Raw genomic sequence first — 17661 nt, 5'->3', positions numbered from 1 at the left:
AAGGCAACGCACGTGGTCTCCGTTACGAGTTCGCGGCTGGTCCGGAACCGTGAGGCGCGCCGGGCCACTCTCGCCCTGGAGCGGCCCGGAGTGGCCTGGGCGGTTCCCGGGCTGCTGTTCTTCGCCGTCTTCGCGCTGGCACCGATGGCAGGGGTGGTCTACCTGTCCCTCACCAGCTGGGACGGCCTCAGCGCCCCGCAGTTCACCGGACTGCACAACTGGTCCCGCTTCCTGAGCGACGGCCAGATGTGGCAGTCCACGCTGGTCACCGCCGTCCTACTGGTGGGCAACATCGCGGTGCAGGCGCCGATCAGCATTCTTCTGGGTGTCTGGTCCGCGGGCCACCAGCGCAACCGCGCGGTCCTTTCGGCGATCTTCTTCCTGCCGCTGCTGCTCTCCACGGCTGCCACGGCCGTCATGTGGCGCCAACTGCTCGACCCGAACTTCGGCGTCCCGGCCGAACTCGCCGGTCTCCTCGGGAGCGCCAACCTGCTCGGCAGCCAGGGGGGCGCGGTCGCCTGTCTGGTCCTGGTCACCAGCTGGCAGTTCATCCCCTTCCATACCCTGCTCTACCAGGGCGCTGCCCGCACCGTCCCGGAAACCCTGTACCAGGCGGCCGCGATCGACGGCGCGGGGAGAGCGCGGCAGTTCTTCCACATCACGCTTCCGCAGCTGCGCAACACCATCGTGACCTCGACCACCTTCATGCTGGTCGGCGGCCTCACCACGTTCGACATCGTGCTGCTGCTCACCAACGGAGGGCCCGGTACGGACACGTCGATCCTGCCCTTCACGATGTACCAGACCGCGTTCCGGACCTACGACTACGGATACGCCAGTGTCATCGCGAGCTTCCTGCTGCTGCTCGCCACCGGCGCCTCGTTCGTCATGGTGAAGCTGAGCGGCTACGACAAGATGACCAGCACCCTGGAGGGGATGTGAGAAGCCGCCCCAACTACCTCGCCGGCATCGCCACGTTCGGCTGGCTGCTGATCATCGGCGTCCCGCTCTACGCACTGGTGAACACCGCGGTCCAGCCGCAGACCACGTACACCGACCGGGGGCCGGTGTCGCTTCCCTCCGCAGTGACCTTCGACAACTTCGTCACCGTGGTGCGCAGCGGCTTCGTGGGCTACCTCTGGAACACCGCTCTCGTCGCGGCGGCCACCGTCGCGATCGTGCTGCTCCTTGCCGTACCCATCAGCTACGCCGTGGTACGAGGGCACGGCTGGCTGACCAGAGGCGTGTTCCGACTCTTCCTGCTGGGACTGGCGATTCCCGCCCAGGCGGTCATCATCCCGCTCTTCCTCATCATCAACCGCCTCGGCTTCTACGACAGCTTGTGGGGGATCATCCTGCCCACGGCGGCCTTCTCGATGCCGGTGAGTGTGCTGGTGATCAGCGGAGGCATGCGGAACATCTCCGTCTCGCTGTACGAGGCGATGGCCCTGGACGGCGCCCGACCGGCCCGGATCCTGCTGGACCTGGTGATCCCGCTGTCACGTTCCAGCATCGCGACCGCATCCATCTTCGCGGCCCTGCAGGCGTGGAACGGCTTCCTCTTCCCACTGATCATGACGCAGTCCGACTCCACCAAGGTGGTCACCCTCGGCCTGTACAACTTCGTCTCCGAGTACGGAGCCAACATCCCGGCCCTGCTGGCCGCCGTGCTGATGTCGGCGGTCCCGATCCTCCTCGTCTACCTCTTCGCCCGCCGGGCCCTGGTGGCGGGACTGATGGGAGCCGGCGGCAAGTGACAGCGGGACAGAGAGTGACAGCAGGACCGAAAGTGACAGCGGGACAGGAAGCCACGGCCTGACCGACAGGCCGTCCCTCAGTCGACACACCCCCGGACGAACTACCCCCGAACCAAGGACCGAACGCGCCGACCGCGAACCCGTCGGCGCCGTCCGGCAGGACGCCCATGCCCGCGTCCGGAGAGAAACGGACCAGATCTTGACGAACGACGATGAGCGCCCTACGACCGGGATGTGGAACGACCCCGCCCTTCCGGCGCCCGTCCGCGCTCAGGCCCTACTCGACGCCATGACGGAAGCCGAGAAGATCCGACAGCTCGGCAGTTCCTGGCCGGGCCACGACGCCGGCGGTGACGTGGCACCGATGCAGGAGACGTTCCAGGACGCAGAACCCTTCGAGAAGGCCGTCGTCGACGGTCTCGGCCACCTGACCCGGGTGTTCGGCACCGGACCGATTACTGCCGAGGCCGGCCGCGAACGCCTCACGGAGTTGCAGACGCAGGTGGTGGCCGCCAACCGCTTCGGCATCCCGGCCATCACCCACGAGGAGTGCCTGACCGGATTCACCACCTGGCAGGCCACCGTCTATCCGACCGCGCTCGCCTGGGCCGCCACCTGGGACCCCGACCTGGTCCGGCAGATGGCGGGCGCCCTCGGCGCGGACATGGCGGGAGTCGGCATCCACCAGGGTCTGGCGCCGGTCCTCGACGTGGTGCGCGACTACCGCTGGGGCCGGGTGGAGGAAACCCTCGGCGAGGACCCCTACCTGGTGTCCGAACTCGGGCTTGCCTACGTCCAGGGCCTGCAGTCCGCCGGCGTCGTCGCCACGGTGAAGCACTTCGCCGGGTACTCCACCTCCCGGGCGGCGCGCAACCACGCTCCGGCGGCGGTCGGTCCCCGCGAGTTCGCCGACGTCATCCTGCCGCCCTTCGAGAAGGCCGTCGTGCACGGCCGCGTCGGCTCGGTGATGAACGCCTACAACGACGTCGACGGCGTCCCCTGCGGCGCGGACGACAACCTGCTCACCCAACTCCTGCGCGACACCTGGGGGTTCACCGGAACGGTGGTGTCGGACTACTGGTCGATCGCCTTCCTCGCCTCCATGCACCACGTGGCCGCCGACATCCCAGGCGCAGCACGGGTCGCACTGCAGGCAGGCATCGACATCGAACTGCCCCACACCTCCGGCTACGGCGAACCGCTGCGGGAGATGGTGCAGGACGGACGCGTCCCCACCTACCTCCTGGACCGGGCGGTGCTGCGGGTCCTGACGCAGAAGGCCGAACTGGGCCTCCTCGACCACGGATGGAACCCCGCGCAGTACACGGCACCCGCAGACTTCAACTCGCCACGCAACCACGACATCGCCCGCCGCATGGCCGAGGAGTCCGTAGTACTGCTCGACAACAGCGCGGGCCTGCTGCCGCTCACCGGCCCGCGCTCCATCGCCGTCATCGGCCCCGTCGCCGACGACGCCCAGTGCCTGTTCGGCTGCTACTCCTTCCCCAACCACGTCCTGCCGCATCACCCCGAGCTCTCGCTGGGCGTCGAGGCTCCGACCGTGCTCGATGCGGTTCGACAGGAGTTCCCGCACGCAACGGTGCACTATGCGGCGGGCTGCCACATCACTGATGCCGGCCGTAACGGCGACGATCGCAGCGGCATCGAAGCCGCCGTGGCCGCAGCCGCAGCCGCAGACGTCACCCTGCTCGTCGTCGGCGACCGCTCAGGCATGTTCGGCCACGGCACCTCAGGAGAGGGCTGCGATGTCGCCACCCTGCAACTCCCAGGAGTCCAGGGTGAGTTGGTCCAGGCGGTGGTGGCTGCTGCCAAGCAGGCCGTGCTCGTCGTCGTCTCGGGCCGCCCGTATGCGATCGGCCGGTACGCCGAGCAGGCCGACGCGACCCTGCAGGCGTTCTTCCCCGGACAGGAGGGCGGAGCGGCGATTGCCGGTGTTCTCTCCGGACGGATCAACCCGTCCGGACGCCTGCCTGTCCAGATCCCGGGAGACGCCGCCGGCCAGCCGGGCACGTACCTGGCATCCCCGCTCGCGCTCAGGAGTGACGGCGTGAGCAACATCGACCCCACCCCCGCCTTCCCCTTTGGACACGGACTGGCGTACACCGCCTTCACGATCACCGACGTCCATGTCCTCGGAGCCGTCGGCGCCGTCGGCTCCGTCGGCGCCGTCCCGGTTCTCGTACCTGTCGACGGATTGGTCGCCGTGAGCGCGACGGTGACCAACACGGGCGACCGGGCGGGCACCGCGGTGCCCCAGCTCTACCTCACCGATCCGGTCGCCTCGGTCACCCGCCCTGTCCGGCAACTGATCGGATTCACCCGGGTCGACCTCGCCCCCGGCGAGACCCGCACGGTGCAGTTCGAGGTCCATACGGACATGACCAGCTTCACCGGACGGGATCTGCGCAGACGAGTCGAACCCGGACACGTCGTCCTACGTCTCGCCCAGTCGGCCGGCGACCCCGGGACAACCATCCAGGTCACGCTGGAAGGAGACACACGCTTCGTCGACCAGACCCGAACGATGAGCACTCCGACCGCGCTGCTTCCAGGTTGACTTCCCCGTCGCCCAGCGCTGACGACGCATCATGCCTGTGCGCCTCGGGGCATCGTGGGCGTGCTGCTCACGGTGGTCACGGGATCGGTCGGGAAGCGTGCGGCGACCCGTGTGGCCGTGGCGGTGGCGCGGCGGGTGGTGGCCGCCAGGCCCATCGCCGCGATCACCAGTCCGCTTGCGGCCAGGATCCACCAGCCCGGGTGGCTGGCGGCGGTGAATCCGGCATGGCCCGGAGCCCGGGTGCGCGCGGTGACGATCGAGCCGAGGACTGCGACGCCGAGGTTGTTGCCGACCTGGCGGCCGGTGGTGGTGATCGCGGCGGACACCCCGGCCTGGGCGCGCGGCATGCCGGCTACGGCGGTGCTGGTGATCGGGGTGTTGACGAGGCCGAAGCCGATGCCCAGCAGCAGGTAGGCGGCGAGCAGGACCGCCCAGGGCGTGGTCGCTGTGAGCGTGGTCAGCGTCAGCGCGGCGGCGGCGATCAGCAGGCCGGCGGCGACCAGTGGCGGGCGCGGGCCGCGCGCGGCGGTCAGACGCCCGGACAGCGGTGAGGCGAGCGCGATGCCGGCGGCCATCGGCACGGTCAGCAGGCCGGCGTGCAGCGCGCTGTAGCCGCGCACCTCCTGCAGGTACAGGGTGTTGAGGAACAGGAACCCGGACAGGACGAAGAACGCCGTGACCGCGACGACGAAGGCACCGGTGAACGGGACCGAACGGAAGAACGCCGGGTCGACCAACGGCTGCTCGCGGCGTCGTTCGTAGCCGGGCAGCGCCGCGACCGCGATCGCGGACACGACGAACAGGGCGATGATGGGGGCGCTTCCGTATCCTCGGCGGGAGCCTTCGATGATCGCGAAGATCAGCGAGGTCAGGATCGTGACCACGAGCACCTGACCGACCGGGTCCGGGCGTCGCGCCGCCGCGGCCCTGGAGTCGGGCACGAACACGGCGGCGAGCACCAGGGCGGCCACTCCGATCGGGATGTTGATCCAGAAGATCGAGCGCCAGCCGGCCGAGGCGACCAGCAGACCGCCGACCACCGGGCCCGCGGCCAGGGACAGGCCGACCGTGGTGCCCCAGAGCCCGATCGCGCGGGCGCGCTCGCGCGGGTCCGGGAAGGCATGGGTGATGATCGACAGGGCGACCGGGTTGAGCATGCTGGCGCCGAGGCCCTGGACGACGCGGAACACGATCAGCCAACCCAGGGTCGGGGCCAGGGAGCAGGCCAGCGAGCCGGCGGTGAACAGGGCCAGTCCGGCCTGGAACACCCGGCGCCGTCCGATCCGGTCGGCGGTGGATCCGGCGAGCATCATGAAGGCGGCGACCGCCAGGGTGTAGCCGTCGACGGTCCACTGCAGCCCGCTCACCGAGGCCTGCAGATCGCGGCCGACGGCAGGCAGGGCCACGTTGACGGCGGTGGTGTCCAGTGCGGTGATCAGCAGACTCAGGCAGCACACCGCCAGCACCAACCCTCCCCGCTGGGGGCCGCCGTCGGCCGGCGGCGTATGCGTCGTCATGTCCGTCCTCCTCGATCAGTGGTGGTGTGGTCCCGGTGTGCGCCGCGCCCGCCGGTCCGCGAACCACCTGCGGTGTCAGCTGGGTGCGGGCGGTGCCGACGCTGCCGACGCCCCGCATGGGGTCGCGGGGCGGCGTGGGGGATGAAGCGGTGGACGTGGTCGATCGTCAGGTGGGAGTCGAACGCGGCGGCGTCGGTGTGGACCTCGTAGAGGCAGAAGCGTCCCGGGACATCGCGGGCTTCGAAGGCCTCCAGGTCGCAGTGGTCCTAGCGCTCGTGGCTGATCAGCGCGCCGTCGAGAAGTCGGTGTCCGCGCTGTCCCAGATCGCGTCCAGTACCTGGTCGGGGGTTTCCAGCTGCGGGGAGTGGCCGGTGCCGGTCAGCAGTTGGAACCGGGCCATGGGGATGGCCGCGGCGTAGGCGCGTCCGTAGTCGGCCTCCACGATCCGGTCGCTCTCCCCCCACAGCACCAGGGTCGGGATCTCCAGCGTCCCCAGGCGTGCGGCCAGGGCCGGGTCGCTCATTCCGGCACCGGCGTAGGCGGCCAGCGCGGCCCGGTTGCCGGACGCGATGGCCTGCGCCGCCGGGGGCAGCGTGGCGGGGTCGAAGCGGAACGGATCGGGGTTGTGGAAGCTGAGCTCGAAGACCTGATCCATGGTCAGGGAGAAGAAGTCGGCGACGGGGTGGCCGGAGACCTCAATGCCGACGGCGTCGATCAGGACGATGCCGCTGACCCGTGGCGACTTCAGCAGCGCGATCTCGGCGGTGATCCACCCGCCCATCGAGTTGCCGATGACGGTGACGTCGGCCAGGTCCAGCTGGTCCAGCAGCCCCTGGTAGAGCGCGGCCAGGGCGGCGACGGAGGTCAGTGCCTCGGGCCGGACGGTCCCGCCGAAGCCCGGGTGGGTCGGGGTGAGCACGCGCACCTCGTGGGTGGCGGCGAACTTCTCGGCGAACCCGGTCACCGACTGCTCGCCGGCACCGCCGTGCAGGAGCAGGAACGGCTGCCCGGACCCGTAGTCGGAGACGGACACCTCGACCGGGCCGATGCCCTCGAGGGTGACGGTGTACTGAGTCGTGGTGCCCACGGCCTTCTCCTTGATCATTGCTGGTCCCGGATGCCGGACGGCAGGCGGGGACGTGACGGGTGCGGGGCGCGGGGTGCGGGGCGCGGGCGCCTCAGGCGAAGTCGGTGGCCGGTTCGGTGGCGTACCGGCTCATCGCCTCGATCGTCGACTCGGGGGTCAGCGGCCGGCCGCCGGCGATCATGTCGCGCAGGTCCCGGAAGTAGTTGACGTACAGGTCCGGGGTGAACGTGTTGAGCAGGACCGTGGTGCCGTCGGTCGGGTTGGCGAAGGTGTGCGGGGCGCCGGGCGGGATCATGACCAGCGTTCCGGCGGGTGCGTCGTACACGGTCTCGCCGACGGTGAACCGGGCCGCGCCGGACACCACGTAGAAGCCCTCGTCGTGCCGGGCGTGCCGGTGCTGCGGCGGCCCGTCGGTGTGCGGGGCCAGGGTGATCTCCCCGATGCCCAGGCGGTGCCCGGTCGTGGTGCCGTCCTCCAGGATCCGCATCCGGGTCGGGCCGAGCTGGATCGACTCACCGGAATCCGGGCCGACCACTGAAACCTGTGCCATGGGAAACGCCTCCATCGAGATGACTGTGATAGTTAACTCAGCTCATGAGAGCTAACTATCATAAGAGTAGGGCCCGCCAGTCGCTTTGTGCAAGTGGACTCTCATGAACGGCGGCCGGAGGGACCTGGTAAACCTTCGACCCCCACGACCTGTGTCGCGCACGCCGTCCCGGTCATCGCGCCGGCCCGCCTCGGCGCTGCGGTTCCGGAAGTCGGGACGCACGAAAACTCCTCCTCACCACCGAGGCCGGAGCTGTCAGCCATCGATCATGTACAGGTTGGCCTGGCCGTCCGACGCGGTCAGACCACCGTCCACGGGGATGTGCACTCCGTTGAGATACCCGGCGTCGGGACCGGCCAGGAATGCGATGACCGCTGCGACTTCGGCCGGTTCGGCCGCTCGACCCATGGGCACGCGATCGGCGAAACGCCTGTGCAGCGGGGTTCCCTCGGCAAGAGCGTCGCGCAGGAACGGCAGGCTGAGCGTCACGCCAGGGTGGACGGCGTTGACCCGGATCTCCCGACCGTGGTCCAGCGCCATCGAGTTGGTCAGGTTCGCCAGCGCACCCTTGGTCATGTTGTACGCGGCCTGATTCCACTCACCACGGAGCCCGGCCACGGATCCGACGTTGACGATGCATCCGCGCACCATCCGCAAGTGCGGCAGGGCGGCCCGCGAAGCGAAGAACACGCCGTCGACGTTGGTCCTGACCATGGTCCGGTAGCTGTCCACGTCGATCTGGTCCACGGTGCCCGGAATCGCCACGCCCGCGTTGTTGACCAGCACGTCCAGGCGTCCGAACCGCTCGGCCACTCCGTCCATGGCCGCGGTGACGGCAGCCAGGTCCGAAATGTCCGCGACCCAGGGATGCATGTCCGCGCCATCCGGGCTCGCCTGTGCGGTCTGTTTCAGGGTCGCCTCGGTGCGGCCCACGAGCACCACGGTGTACCCGTCGGCGGCGAACCGGTGCGCGGTCGCGGCCCCGATGCCGGTGCCCGCACCCGTGATGACGACCACCCGGCCAGAGTTCTGTTGGGTCATCAATCTCTTGTCCCTTCCTATGCCTTCGGGCCTGAACTGGGGATTGCCCCCACGACCGAGCCTAGGAAGACTGGGACAGCGCGCGCTTGAACCACAGCGCCATCCGAACAGAACATCAGCGCCACAGGGCTTTGCATCGAAGAGATCTGCATCGGAGAGAGATGAACGCGAAGGGAGATCGAGCGGCGATGGACAGCACCGAAGCGGACAACGACAGGCCACGCGGCGAGTTCTCCCCGGACCCCACGATCCCGGGCGGCGTATCGCGAGCGTTCGACGCCTTCCGGCGCGGGTGGGAGGCAGAGTTCGGCGATGGTGTCCCGCTGCCGGCCTTCAGCCCGGCCACGACCGGCGACTTCCGGGTCAAGAGCCGCGCCACCAAGGTGTGCGATGTGGCGCTCACCGATCTGCACGGCGCGTCGGTCATCCGGACCGACGGCCCCCTCAACGGCGTGGAGGACGTGGTGCGGCTGTACGTCGTACAGCGCGGCGCGTGGACTCTGGGCGGCCCGCACGATCGCGGCGAACGCACCATCTCGGCCCGGCAGTTCCTCCTGAAGCACGTCGGGCGGTCGTCGCACTTCGAGACCCTGCCGGACACCTTGGCGAAGGTCCTGGTCCTGCCCGCCGCCATGCTCAAACCGCTGCTCGGGAACCGGATCATCACCGGGCCGGCGGACTCGGCCGAAGTGCGCCTGTTGACGGCCCACACGAACATGGTCCACCAAACGATACCCGAGCTCGCCCCGGCCGGCGTGCAGGCCGCCCACAGCACCCTGATTGAGCTGGCCAAGGCGGTCGCCACCCGCCGGTTCGACGACGTGGAACCCCGGCTGGCCCCCGCGCTCGCCCAGGCCGCGAAAGACCTCGCCGACAGCCGACTCTCCGATCCCGGGCTTTCCGCGGCGGTCCTGGCGCGAGAACTCAACGTCTCGGTACGCACTCTGCAGCGGGCGTTCACCGCGGCGGGAGGGTCAGTGATCTCCTACATCCGCCGGCGGCGACTGGAAGAGGCCCGGCTCGCCCTCACGGCGCCGCCCTCCGGCCGGCTGAGCGTCTCAGAACTCGCAGCACACTGGCAGTTCTCCGACAGCAGCCACTTCATCCGTGCCTTCAAAAAGCACTACGGCCGGACGCCCACCGAGTATGCCCGGTCGACCCGGTCGGCCGGGATCTGAACCGACGGGCCGACTGTCCGCCTTGGGTAGGTCAACCATCCACTGCAGGCCCCCAGCGGTGTAGTTGACACCACACGTACCCCCATCGTTTACCCTCCGTCGGATCGGGGGGCAGCATTCCAGTTAGACTCCCTACCAAGATGCTCCTCGACCTGGGAGCCGATGAGACCTCCCGGAGACGCAGACCTGCTTCCGCATCGGGGTCACTTTGCCCGCGCCTGGACTTTCTGTCTTCTGGTCGATGCCCGGGCTGCTGGCCCTTGCCCTTCCTTCCCCCGATGGTGCACCCAAGTGCTTCTTGCTTCTGGTGCCACGCAAGAATACGAGAGCTAGAAAAACAGGAGATCACGTGTAGATCCTGCTGCTGGGTCCGGTGGAACTTCGGGCACGCGACCGCTCGGTACTGCAGATCGGCGCTGCCAAACGGCGCGCAGTGCTAGCCACACTGGCCCTGGAGGTCAACCGGGTCGTCCCCGTCGACCGGCTACTGAGCATGGTTTGGGACCAGTCCCCACCACCCACTGCCAGGGCCGTGCTGCAGGGCCATGTTGCGAGCTTGCGCGGCATGTTCGACGACAGCATCCAGCTGGTCACACGAGAACCCGGATACATCCTGCAGGCCGATCCCGACCAGATTGACGTCCACCGCCTGCGGACGCTGTGGCAAAGGCTGACGAGGAGGTGGACCACGAGGCCATCCGATTGCTGCGCCAAGTCCTTGACCAGTGGCGCGGGCCGGCGCTTGCTGACTGCGGATCCGCGCTCCTGCAGGAGGGTTCGGCGCAGCGCCTTGAGAGTACGCGGGTGCGGGCACTGGAGCTTTTGGCCGAGAAGCTGCTGCGTGCAGGCCAGGGACATCTGATCTCGGCGGAGCTCGCGGAGACTTCGCAGGCGCACCCACTTCGCGAGTCGCTGGTGCGGTTGATGATGTTCTGTCTGCATGCCTGGCCGTGCTGCTGAGTGACGTTTTTCCTGATCAGAGCACGTTCCATAGGTTGACCGGTGCCGCCCCGTGATGCACCGTCCCAAAGGCGTCTGTCCACCGGCTGTCCACCGGAGGGGTTGTCACCGGCCCGTCCGCGAGACTGGCACTGGGATCCCGACGATGATGTCGACCGGTCGGTGAGACGACCGTAGTTCATTGCAGAAACCATACAGGGGCCCCTTCGCCGGGTCCCGGCATCATGCCCCTGTTTGGGTGCCGAACGCCAAAGGCGACGAAAGGATCGACGCCAGGCGGCGCTCAGAGTCGACTCGGCCGACTGGGTCATCTCTCGGTGATCCGTTCATCGAGGATCTCGGCAGCCCAGGCGCGCAGCCGTCGGCGCATGTCCTCCACCTGGCCGCTATCGACGCCGTATGCCTCGTACTCCCGGTCCGGCCAACGGTCTACCGCCTGCAGCGCCTGGGCAAAGTAGTGCGGATCGAATCCGGCGTCGTGCTCCGATGCCAACTGCAGGAGTCGCCCACCGGAGTACCGCCCGGAGGCGAGCGCGGCATTCACGTCGAGGTAGTCCCGCGGCGCGGCCCGTCCGAACAGGGTGGTCACCTTGTTGGCCACCGCGTCATCCGGGTGCAGGACCGGACCGATCTCCAGCACGGCAGGCGGGTGAGCCCGCCAGTCACACCCGAGCTCCACCTTCGCCTTGTGCCCCTGTTCATCAGCGACCGCGAACCGAGCGAACACCCCACCGGACTTCTCCACCTCGACGGTCAGGTCCGCTGCCCGGTAAGCCGCAGCCACCGCATCGACGGCTTCGGAGAAAGCGACCGGGTCGGCGATGTTCGTGAAGAGGTCGACGTCATCCGACAGCCGTTCCAGGAACCCGTGCGCCTGAACCGCGTACCCGCCGGCCAGGACGAAGCCGTATTTCGCGGCAGGTCCAAGGCCGATACGGGCGAGTCGGGCATGAAACGGATCCATACAGGCGAATACTACGCAGCCCTGCGAGCCAGCTGCGGGAATCGCCCCTCCCACATCAACCGCACGCGCGGCGGAAGCCACAGCCTCTGCCACACGTCCGAGAGAAGCACCCGGTCCAAGAACTGCCGTAGCTCCTCCACATGCATGGCCTCACGGATGACCGTCTCGTAAAGCATCCGCAAGTCAACGTCGTCCGACAGGTCATAGACCCGCTTCGGCGTCCAGTCCAACACAGTCGGCAGCACCACCACCCCGTCCCTCGGACCGGCCAGCTCCTCCAACGTCTCCGGAACCGTGTACGGCCGGATCTCCGCATACCGCACCCGTGACTCCATGCACCCAGTATGCCCAGACTGAGCCCCGGGCAGCCACGGCCATCCGCGAGTCCAGCTGGTGGCACGGTGGTTCCTATGAAGCGGTGCCGCCCACGAACACGTCGTAGAAAGCGTGTCGCCATCGCCTTCGGCGGGGCGACCTGCCTGGGCGCATTTGCGCAGTTGTGGTGCATTCGCCGCTCGGGTTGCGGATGATGTTGGGTGTGATCGTGGTGCCCCAGGTGCTGTCGTCGTCGGGGCTGCCGTACGCGGACGCATCCTCGGGCGGGGCATGAGAAGCTGCCCCTGTTCGTGGGCCGTTGCGATGTGCAGGCCAAGCCGTGGGTGAACAAGAAGGACCGCTCCGGGTGGATCCCAGCAACCGAGAAGCCGCCGTGGGACCCGCGCGAGGGCGAGGAGCAAGTGCTGCTGCCGGTGACGGACCAGGCACTGTACGAGCACTGGCCCGGCCCGAGCCGGGCACGGAAAAGACGTTCGAGAAACTGCACGCGGGGCTGTACGCGCTTCTGTTGGACGACACCTGCCAGCTGCTGACCTGTGACTTCGACAAGGGCGAGTGGCGCGGGGACGCGGCCGCGTACTACTCGGCCTGCCAGGCCGCAGGCGTCCCGGCCGTGGGCAGCGCAAAATCTGTTCTCGCCCCAGATGATGACAGGCATCAGCCGGCGACCAGCTGATGGTGGTCCTCGATGCCACGATCACCAATATCGCCCTGCCCAAAATCCAGACCGCCCTCGGCGTGTCCGACTCGAACCTGGCCTGGATCGTCAACGCCTACGCGCTCGCTTTCGGCGGCCTGCTGCTCCTCGGCGGCCGCGCGGGCGACCTGTCCGGCCGCAGGCGGATGTTCCGCGCCGGGATCGCCGTCTTCACCCTGGCCTCGCTGCTGGGCGGGCTGGCCCCCAACACCCTTCTGCTGATCGGCGCACGCGTCCTGCAGGGCGTCGGTGCAGCCCTCGCCGCCCCGAACGCACTGGCCCTGGTCACCACGACCTTCCCGGCGGGCAAGTCCCGCAACACCGCGATGGGCGTGTACGCGGCCATGGGCGGTCTCGGCGCCACCGTCGGCCTGCTGCTCGGCGGTGTCCTCACCCACGCCCTCAACTGGCGTTGGGTGTTCTTCGTCAACATCCCCATCGGTCTAGCCGTCCTCGCCGGCACCAAGAACCTGGTCGAGGCCGAGCGCCACCCCGGCCGCCTGGACATCCCCGGCGCGATCACCGGCACCGGCGGCCTGATCGCTCTCGTCTACGGCATCACCCGTGGCGGCGACCACGGCTGGACCGACAGCGTCACCCTCGCCTCCTTCATCATCGCTGCCAGCCTGCTGGCCGCCTTCCTGCTCTACCAGGCCCGGGTCGACCACCCGATGCTGCCGCTGCGTCTGTTCAAGGACCGCAACCGCTCCGGCAGTTACGCCACCGCGCTGTTCATCGGCTCGGGCATGTTCGCCACCTTCTACTTCCTCACGCTGTACATGCAGCTGATCCTGGGCTACAGCGCGGTCAAGACCGGATTCGCCTACCTGCCGTTCAGCTTCGGCATGGCCCTGGCGGCGGGCGTCAGCTCCAAGTTGGTCACCCACCTCCTGCCGCGGCTGATCGCCGTACCCGGCCTGCTGGTCGCCGCCGTCGGCATGTTCTGGTTCGCCACCTTGCACCCGGACTCCTCCTACACCACCCACCTCATGCCGGCGATGTTCGTCACCGCCCTCGGGCTCGGCCTGGGCTTCGTCCCGATGACGCTGGGCGCGGTCAGTGCTGTCAAGCACGAAGACGCCGGGATCGCCTCGGCGCTGCTGAACACCGCCCAGCAGATCGGCGGCGCCCTCGGCCTCGCGGTCATGTCGACGATCTCGACCTCGGCCGCCAACGACAAGCTACCCGGCGCAGCCCACGCCCTGTACCACGGGCTGGCCACCAAGGACTCGCCCTGGTGACCCGTGCCGCGAACGCGCTGACCCACGGCTACAACTTGGCCTTCACCACCGGCGCGATCCTGTTCCTGGCTGCCATGGCCGTCATGTCCCTGGCGGTCACCGCCAGCAAGCAGCACCACACCGACGCCGCCACCCCTGTCCACATGGGCCGACCCGGGTCCGCCCCGACCAAGAGGTGTCCGCAACCGCCCTGAAGGCTGCGGACGCCTGTGGCGCAAGAGATCAGCGGATCATCACGCGCTGCGAGGTCCGAGCTCGCTCTCCGCTGACGCACTTGCCCGACGGCTGTCGCGCAGGGGCACGGCCGCCGTCCTGTCCTTGCCCCGCGTGTGCAGCAGTCGTTGGTCCCGACGCGCTCAGGGGGCAGGTACGCGTGCTTGTCGAATATTGAAATCCCCCATGCGATCGGGCGCAGCAAAGCGCAGTGCGGCGGCGGACGGACGAGCACGATTGCTATCAGGCGATGGCGCGATTTGACAAAGGTGCGACACCACGGGTCGAGAGGCTGTCGTGCTCGGATTGGCGAGATTACACCTACTCCTGTCGCCCCGTCATGGCTTTTGACAAATAAGGGATTTGGCGCAGATCGACGTCGGCACTGCTGTGCACGGAGATTCTCAGGGAACGGGTGAGACTGATGTGATCCGGCAGCGGGCCGATCGTGCAACCGCTCGCCTCAGTGACGCGTGCACAGCATCCGCCCAGCTCGCCCCGAGCTGCCGTCAACGCCCCCCGGCTACGCTGGTCGACACCCCTCGCCCGTTCGCACGCCTCGACCCTCCGCCCGGGAGCGGGCACATAGACGTGCCGGGATTGCGGGAACAGCACCAGTCCTCGGGGCCTGTCTTCGGCGCCTCCACAACTTCTGCCCGATCCCTGCGAAGCGAGTACAAATCGGCATATTCTCGTGTGCAGGTCGAAGAGGGGGGCAAGGGTGTTATCCATGCGCGCTGCATCCGCGCGGTTCCGCGGCGGCGGCACCGCGTCCAACATCGCCGCGATTCTGCTGGGGGCGGCAGTCGGCGCCGCCATGTTCAGCGTCACCATGCTCGCTGGAGTCGGCCTCTATATCGTGACCGGGGCAATATCAGGGCTGGTCGCCGCCTTGACATTGCGACTGTATGGGCGTTCAGCGCGCCTGACCGAGCTGAAGATCACCGTCCCGCAGCTCAGCGAGCTGACCTTCGTCGTCAACAACGAATCGCGGCAGGTCGCTTGGCGCATCTACGTCGAGGTGGTGACCAGAATCTCAACGCAGACCCTGGCGGACGACGACGGCGTCCTGCGGGAGGCACTCACCTCCCTGTACGGACTGTTCGCCACGACCCGGGACACCCTGAAGTCCAGTCGCCCGTCGGTCCCGGGCAAAGCCGGCCAAAGTGTCGAGCACCTGGCCATCACCATGCTCAACCATGTGCTGCGCCCCTTCCTCGCCAAGTGGCATCCCAAGCTGCGGGACTTCGAGCAGCAACAACCAGGCGCCCCCGAATCGGCGTGGCCCGAGAAACAGGCATGCCGGAGTGAGCTGCGCAGGGTCCAGTCGGACATAGCGGCGTACGCGCTCGGCTTCGCCAATCTCGCGGGAGTGCACGAGGCCGGGGCCATGATGGGCCCTCGATCCGACGCATAACGGTCTATTACGGCGAAAACCTAGGCGCCGAGTCAACTCTGGTGTCACCATCACCATCCGGGCTGGCAGTGACTCAACATCAAGGGGGACTGGTGAATCTCCAGGGAAGAGCTCGCAGAGACCGCCCCCTGAACCAGGCGCGTCGGTGGATCAACGAACTCGGACGCCTGAATACGGACCACCTGTTCATCTCCTTCTCGGGCAAGACCGGCCGCGCCCTTCCCAGGATGCTGCGCGGGACTTGCGTGCTGTCGCCTCACGCCGACTCGGGCAACACCTACGGGCATCATGCTCGGCCTGCTTCGATTCGGCAGTTGGCAAAACGTGGATCCGGCACAAATGCAAGTCACGTACTGCAACTCGATCAAGGCACAGGCGGCCATATGCAGTGATTCACCCAGGCTCACACTCGCTTTGCGCAACACAAGCAGCCGGATATACGACAGGTGGCAGCAATTGATGACTATCATACGGCCGCAAATATTCATGTCATACGCCAGGCACGATGCGGGATTCGTCTATGGGATTAGGGCGGATTTGATAAACTCCGGTCTCGAATGCTGGATTGACGACACTCATATCCAGACCGGCGACAGGCTAAATCCCGTCATCGAAGACGCCATTTCTCGGTCAAGCCTCGTCCTCGCCTACGTCACGAAGAATTACCTGCAATCGCCGTGGTGTATGAAGGAGTTCCGACATGCGCTCGAGACTCCGGGGACCACCGTCGCACCGTATGTAGATTCTCAAGAGACTCTCAGCAAGGTGCCAGCAGACCTGAAGAACGAGGTTCTCTTCGGTGTTCTAACGCCAGACAGCCGCACGCGTCTGCTTGCCGAATTGACGGGCCGCGCCTGGGCATCGCTCCAGACCGTGCAGCGGGTTGTACCGTCTGACGACCACATTCTAGCTGGCCCAGCCATTTTCGACTCAGCCGGTTACTCTAGGCTGGATCTTATGAAGCGGGCCAACAAAGAGCTCATCCTCGCTGGCCCGAACCTCCGAAGCTGGATGAGTGACGCCGAAAGCAAACGAGGCCTAGTCGCCCTCGTCAAGGAGCGCCATATTCGAGTGACGCTCATATTGGCGACCTATGAAACGCTTCGCGCGGTTTCGCCTGAAGGTGCTATCCATCTGAGGGAGAGCGTCAAAGACATCCAGAAGATTTTCAACTTGCTTGACGATGCAGAAAAGGAGCTCATATCTGCACATTTCCATATCGGCGCCTCCACTCTCTCGGCGGTCATCATCGACCCCGATACACAGGAGGGCATCCTCTTCTTCAGCCCCCGATGGGCGATTCAGTTTCTTCCGCAAGACCGAATGACATGCGTCATCGATAAGACCATAAACTCAGAGGCCTTGTTCAAATCTATCTACAACGGCGTGCTACTGATGACCCAGGGTGACGCTAAAAATGTCCAGGAGATGCTTGCCAGTTCCTGGCACGCAAATGGTTAACACGCTCTTTCGTCGTCAGGTTCGTATGGTCGCTCCGGGCGGTGGCCTCAGGGCCGTCGCAGCCGTTGTCGACAAGCTGCGGGTGATGAACACAGAGGTCGAGGTCTTCGCCATCCGGCCCCGACCACGACCCGGGCCTGTATAGCGAGCTTCCGCAACGCGTCCTACGGCATGTCGGAACAGCACAGTTCCAGCGCCGATGCACCTCGTCCTCCAATCCCCCGAGCGACCGAGGAGCCCAAGGCAGCCAGGGCCTTCTGACCAGGCATCACGCACAGCTGTCCAACGGCTGTCCAACGGAGGCATCACGGAATCGGCATAGCTCTGCGACCCGACCCAGAAAGTCGCAGGTCAGAGGCTCGCCAACGTCGGCCAACGACAGAAGGTGAACCTGCGTCCTACGCATTGCAATGCGTAGACCACCGGTGTCCGATTAGCCCGAATTCCAAGGTCAACGAAAAGAAGAAACGGTGGAGTCCAGTGGAGTGGTGTATTGACGGCCACTCGGTGATTCGTTAACAGGTTATGCAGTGAGGGATGTTGGGGGCGTTTCCGGTCCGGTTTCTCCTTCGATCAGGTGAAGGCGGCAGCGTCCGAGGATCTCGGATCCCATGTACCGGCGCTGTTCGGCCCACTCGTCGCTCTGCTCGGCCAGGACGGCGCC

The 17661-nt window shown here is 67.1% G+C and carries 16 protein-coding genes and 2 pseudogenes; 11 read left to right on the top strand and 7 right to left on the bottom strand.

All coding sequences use genetic code 11. The features are described from left to right. Positions 1 to 12: 12 nt before the first annotated feature. The 3 genes from ABIA33_RS00090 (at position 13) to ABIA33_RS00080 (ending at position 4335) form a co-directional block, all read left to right on the top strand. Positions 13 to 942 carry a carbohydrate ABC transporter permease gene (locus ABIA33_RS00090; protein WP_370075484.1) on the top strand — a complete coding sequence of 310 codons (930 nt, stop codon included), beginning with the start codon at positions 13 to 15 and terminating at the stop codon, positions 940 to 942. Beyond that, entirely contained in the window at positions 939 to 1757 is an 819-nt protein-coding gene (locus ABIA33_RS00085) for a carbohydrate ABC transporter permease (RefSeq protein ID WP_370075482.1), read from the top strand. Before ABIA33_RS00090 ends, ABIA33_RS00085 begins: the two co-directional genes overlap by 4 nt. A 232-nt stretch (positions 1758 to 1989) precedes the next feature. After that, positions 1990 to 4335, top strand: coding sequence for a beta-glucosidase (locus tag ABIA33_RS00080; protein WP_370076210.1), 2346 nt, complete (start codon positions 1990 to 1992; stop codon positions 4333 to 4335). 29 nt (positions 4336 to 4364) lie between these two features. Here the strand turns inward: ABIA33_RS00080 and ABIA33_RS00075 are convergent, their stop codons facing one another. From ABIA33_RS00075 to ABIA33_RS00060, 4 genes are all read right to left on the bottom strand, one after another. Next, positions 4365 to 5852 carry an MFS transporter gene (locus ABIA33_RS00075; RefSeq protein WP_370075480.1) on the bottom strand — a complete coding sequence of 496 codons (1488 nt, stop codon included), beginning with the start codon at positions 5850 to 5852 and terminating at the stop codon, positions 4365 to 4367. 283 nt (positions 5853 to 6135) lie between these two features. Further along, the gene (locus ABIA33_RS00070) at positions 6136 to 6939 is read right to left on the bottom strand and encodes an alpha/beta fold hydrolase (RefSeq protein ID WP_370075478.1); all 804 of its coding nucleotides are present in this window, start codon (positions 6937 to 6939) and stop codon (positions 6136 to 6138) included. A 91-nt stretch (positions 6940 to 7030) separates the two neighbouring features. After that, the gene (locus ABIA33_RS00065) at positions 7031 to 7489 is read right to left on the bottom strand and encodes a cupin domain-containing protein (protein ID WP_370075476.1); all 459 of its coding nucleotides are present in this window, start codon (positions 7487 to 7489) and stop codon (positions 7031 to 7033) included. Positions 7490 to 7744: 255 nt separating this feature from the next. Further along, complete coding sequence (locus ABIA33_RS00060) at positions 7745 to 8530, bottom strand: SDR family NAD(P)-dependent oxidoreductase (protein WP_370075474.1); 786 nt, start codon at positions 8528 to 8530, stop codon at positions 7745 to 7747. A 188-nt stretch (positions 8531 to 8718) separates the two neighbouring features. Between ABIA33_RS00060 and ABIA33_RS00055 the strand changes: the two genes are divergently transcribed. The 3 genes and pseudogenes from ABIA33_RS00055 (at position 8719) to ABIA33_RS00045 (ending at position 10668) form a co-directional block, all read left to right on the top strand. Then, the gene (locus ABIA33_RS00055; protein ID WP_370075471.1) at positions 8719 to 9708 is read left to right on the top strand and encodes a helix-turn-helix domain-containing protein; all 990 of its coding nucleotides are present in this window, start codon (positions 8719 to 8721) and stop codon (positions 9706 to 9708) included. Between the two features lie 373 nt (positions 9709 to 10081). After that, positions 10082 to 10309: pseudogene (locus ABIA33_RS00050) on the top strand (winged helix-turn-helix domain-containing protein); the annotation flags it as partial. A 59-nt stretch (positions 10310 to 10368) separates the two neighbouring features. Beyond that, the gene (locus ABIA33_RS00045; protein ID WP_370075469.1) at positions 10369 to 10668 is read left to right on the top strand and encodes a BTAD domain-containing putative transcriptional regulator; all 300 of its coding nucleotides are present in this window, start codon (positions 10369 to 10371) and stop codon (positions 10666 to 10668) included. 307 nt (positions 10669 to 10975) lie between these two features. Here the strand turns inward: ABIA33_RS00045 and ABIA33_RS00040 are convergent, their stop codons facing one another. Together ABIA33_RS00040 and ABIA33_RS00035 are read right to left on the bottom strand one after the other, a co-directional pair. Next, the gene (locus tag ABIA33_RS00040) at positions 10976 to 11725 is read right to left on the bottom strand and encodes a nucleotidyl transferase AbiEii/AbiGii toxin family protein (protein ID WP_370075467.1); all 750 of its coding nucleotides are present in this window, start codon (positions 11723 to 11725) and stop codon (positions 10976 to 10978) included. Further along, complete coding sequence (locus ABIA33_RS00035; RefSeq protein ID WP_370075465.1) at positions 11644 to 11967, bottom strand: hypothetical protein; 324 nt, start codon at positions 11965 to 11967, stop codon at positions 11644 to 11646. Before ABIA33_RS00035 ends, ABIA33_RS00040 begins: the two co-directional genes overlap by 82 nt. A 509-nt stretch (positions 11968 to 12476) precedes the next feature. On the opposite strand from ABIA33_RS00035, the gene ABIA33_RS00030 reads away from it, so the two are divergent. From ABIA33_RS00030 to ABIA33_RS00010, 5 genes are all read left to right on the top strand, one after another. Continuing rightward, entirely contained in the window at positions 12477 to 12644 is a 168-nt protein-coding gene (locus ABIA33_RS00030; protein WP_370075463.1) for a hypothetical protein, read from the top strand. Next, positions 12644 to 13906, top strand: coding sequence for an MFS transporter (locus ABIA33_RS00025; protein ID WP_370075461.1), 1263 nt, complete (start codon positions 12644 to 12646; stop codon positions 13904 to 13906). The genes ABIA33_RS00030 and ABIA33_RS00025 overlap by 1 nt, the downstream gene beginning before the upstream one ends. After that, entirely contained in the window at positions 13903 to 14100 is a 198-nt protein-coding gene (locus ABIA33_RS00020) for a hypothetical protein (RefSeq protein WP_370075459.1), read from the top strand. Before ABIA33_RS00025 ends, ABIA33_RS00020 begins: the two co-directional genes overlap by 4 nt. A gap of 749 nt (positions 14101 to 14849) precedes the next feature. Beyond that, on the top strand, positions 14850 to 15536 hold the full coding sequence (locus ABIA33_RS00015; RefSeq protein ID WP_370075457.1) for a hypothetical protein: 687 nt from the start codon (positions 14850 to 14852) through the stop codon (positions 15534 to 15536). Positions 15537 to 15995: 459 nt separating this feature from the next. Beyond that, entirely contained in the window at positions 15996 to 16997 is a 1002-nt protein-coding gene (locus ABIA33_RS00010) for a toll/interleukin-1 receptor domain-containing protein (RefSeq protein ID WP_370075455.1), read from the top strand. 523 nt (positions 16998 to 17520) lie between these two features. On the opposite strand, the pseudogene ABIA33_RS00005 reads toward ABIA33_RS00010, so the two are convergent. Continuing rightward, positions 17521 to 17661, bottom strand: a pseudogene (locus ABIA33_RS00005) (IS256 family transposase); the annotation flags it as partial.

The sequence above is a fragment of the Streptacidiphilus sp. MAP12-16 genome (assembly GCF_041262165.1).
Lineage (GTDB): Bacteria > Actinomycetota > Actinomycetes > Streptomycetales > Streptomycetaceae > Streptacidiphilus.
The sequence above is the reverse complement of the archived record's forward strand: the minus strand, read 5'-3'. Positions and strand labels throughout refer to the sequence as shown.

Bases quoted from the DNA above. Each gene is read 5' to 3' on its own strand.
- ABIA33_RS00035 (WP_370075465.1), bottom strand. From the start codon at position 11,967: ATGGAGTCACGGGTGCGGTATGCGGAGATCCGGCCGTACACGGTTCCG.
- ABIA33_RS00075 (WP_370075480.1), bottom strand. From the start codon at position 5,852: ATGACGACGCATACGCCGCCGGCCGACGGCGGCCCCCAGCGGGGAGGG.
- ABIA33_RS00015 (WP_370075457.1), top strand. From the start codon at position 14,850: ATGCGCGCTGCATCCGCGCGGTTCCGCGGCGGCGGCACCGCGTCCAAC.
- ABIA33_RS00010 (WP_370075455.1), top strand. From the start codon at position 15,996: ATGACTATCATACGGCCGCAAATATTCATGTCATACGCCAGGCACGAT.
- ABIA33_RS00080 (WP_370076210.1), top strand. From the start codon at position 1,990: ATGTGGAACGACCCCGCCCTTCCGGCGCCCGTCCGCGCTCAGGCCCTA.
- ABIA33_RS00060 (WP_370075474.1), bottom strand. From the start codon at position 8,530: ATGACCCAACAGAACTCTGGCCGGGTGGTCGTCATCACGGGTGCGGGC.
- ABIA33_RS00025 (WP_370075461.1), top strand. From the start codon at position 12,644: ATGGTGGTCCTCGATGCCACGATCACCAATATCGCCCTGCCCAAAATC.
- ABIA33_RS00055 (WP_370075471.1), top strand. From the start codon at position 8,719: ATGGACAGCACCGAAGCGGACAACGACAGGCCACGCGGCGAGTTCTCC.
- ABIA33_RS00065 (WP_370075476.1), bottom strand. From the start codon at position 7,489: ATGGCACAGGTTTCAGTGGTCGGCCCGGATTCCGGTGAGTCGATCCAG.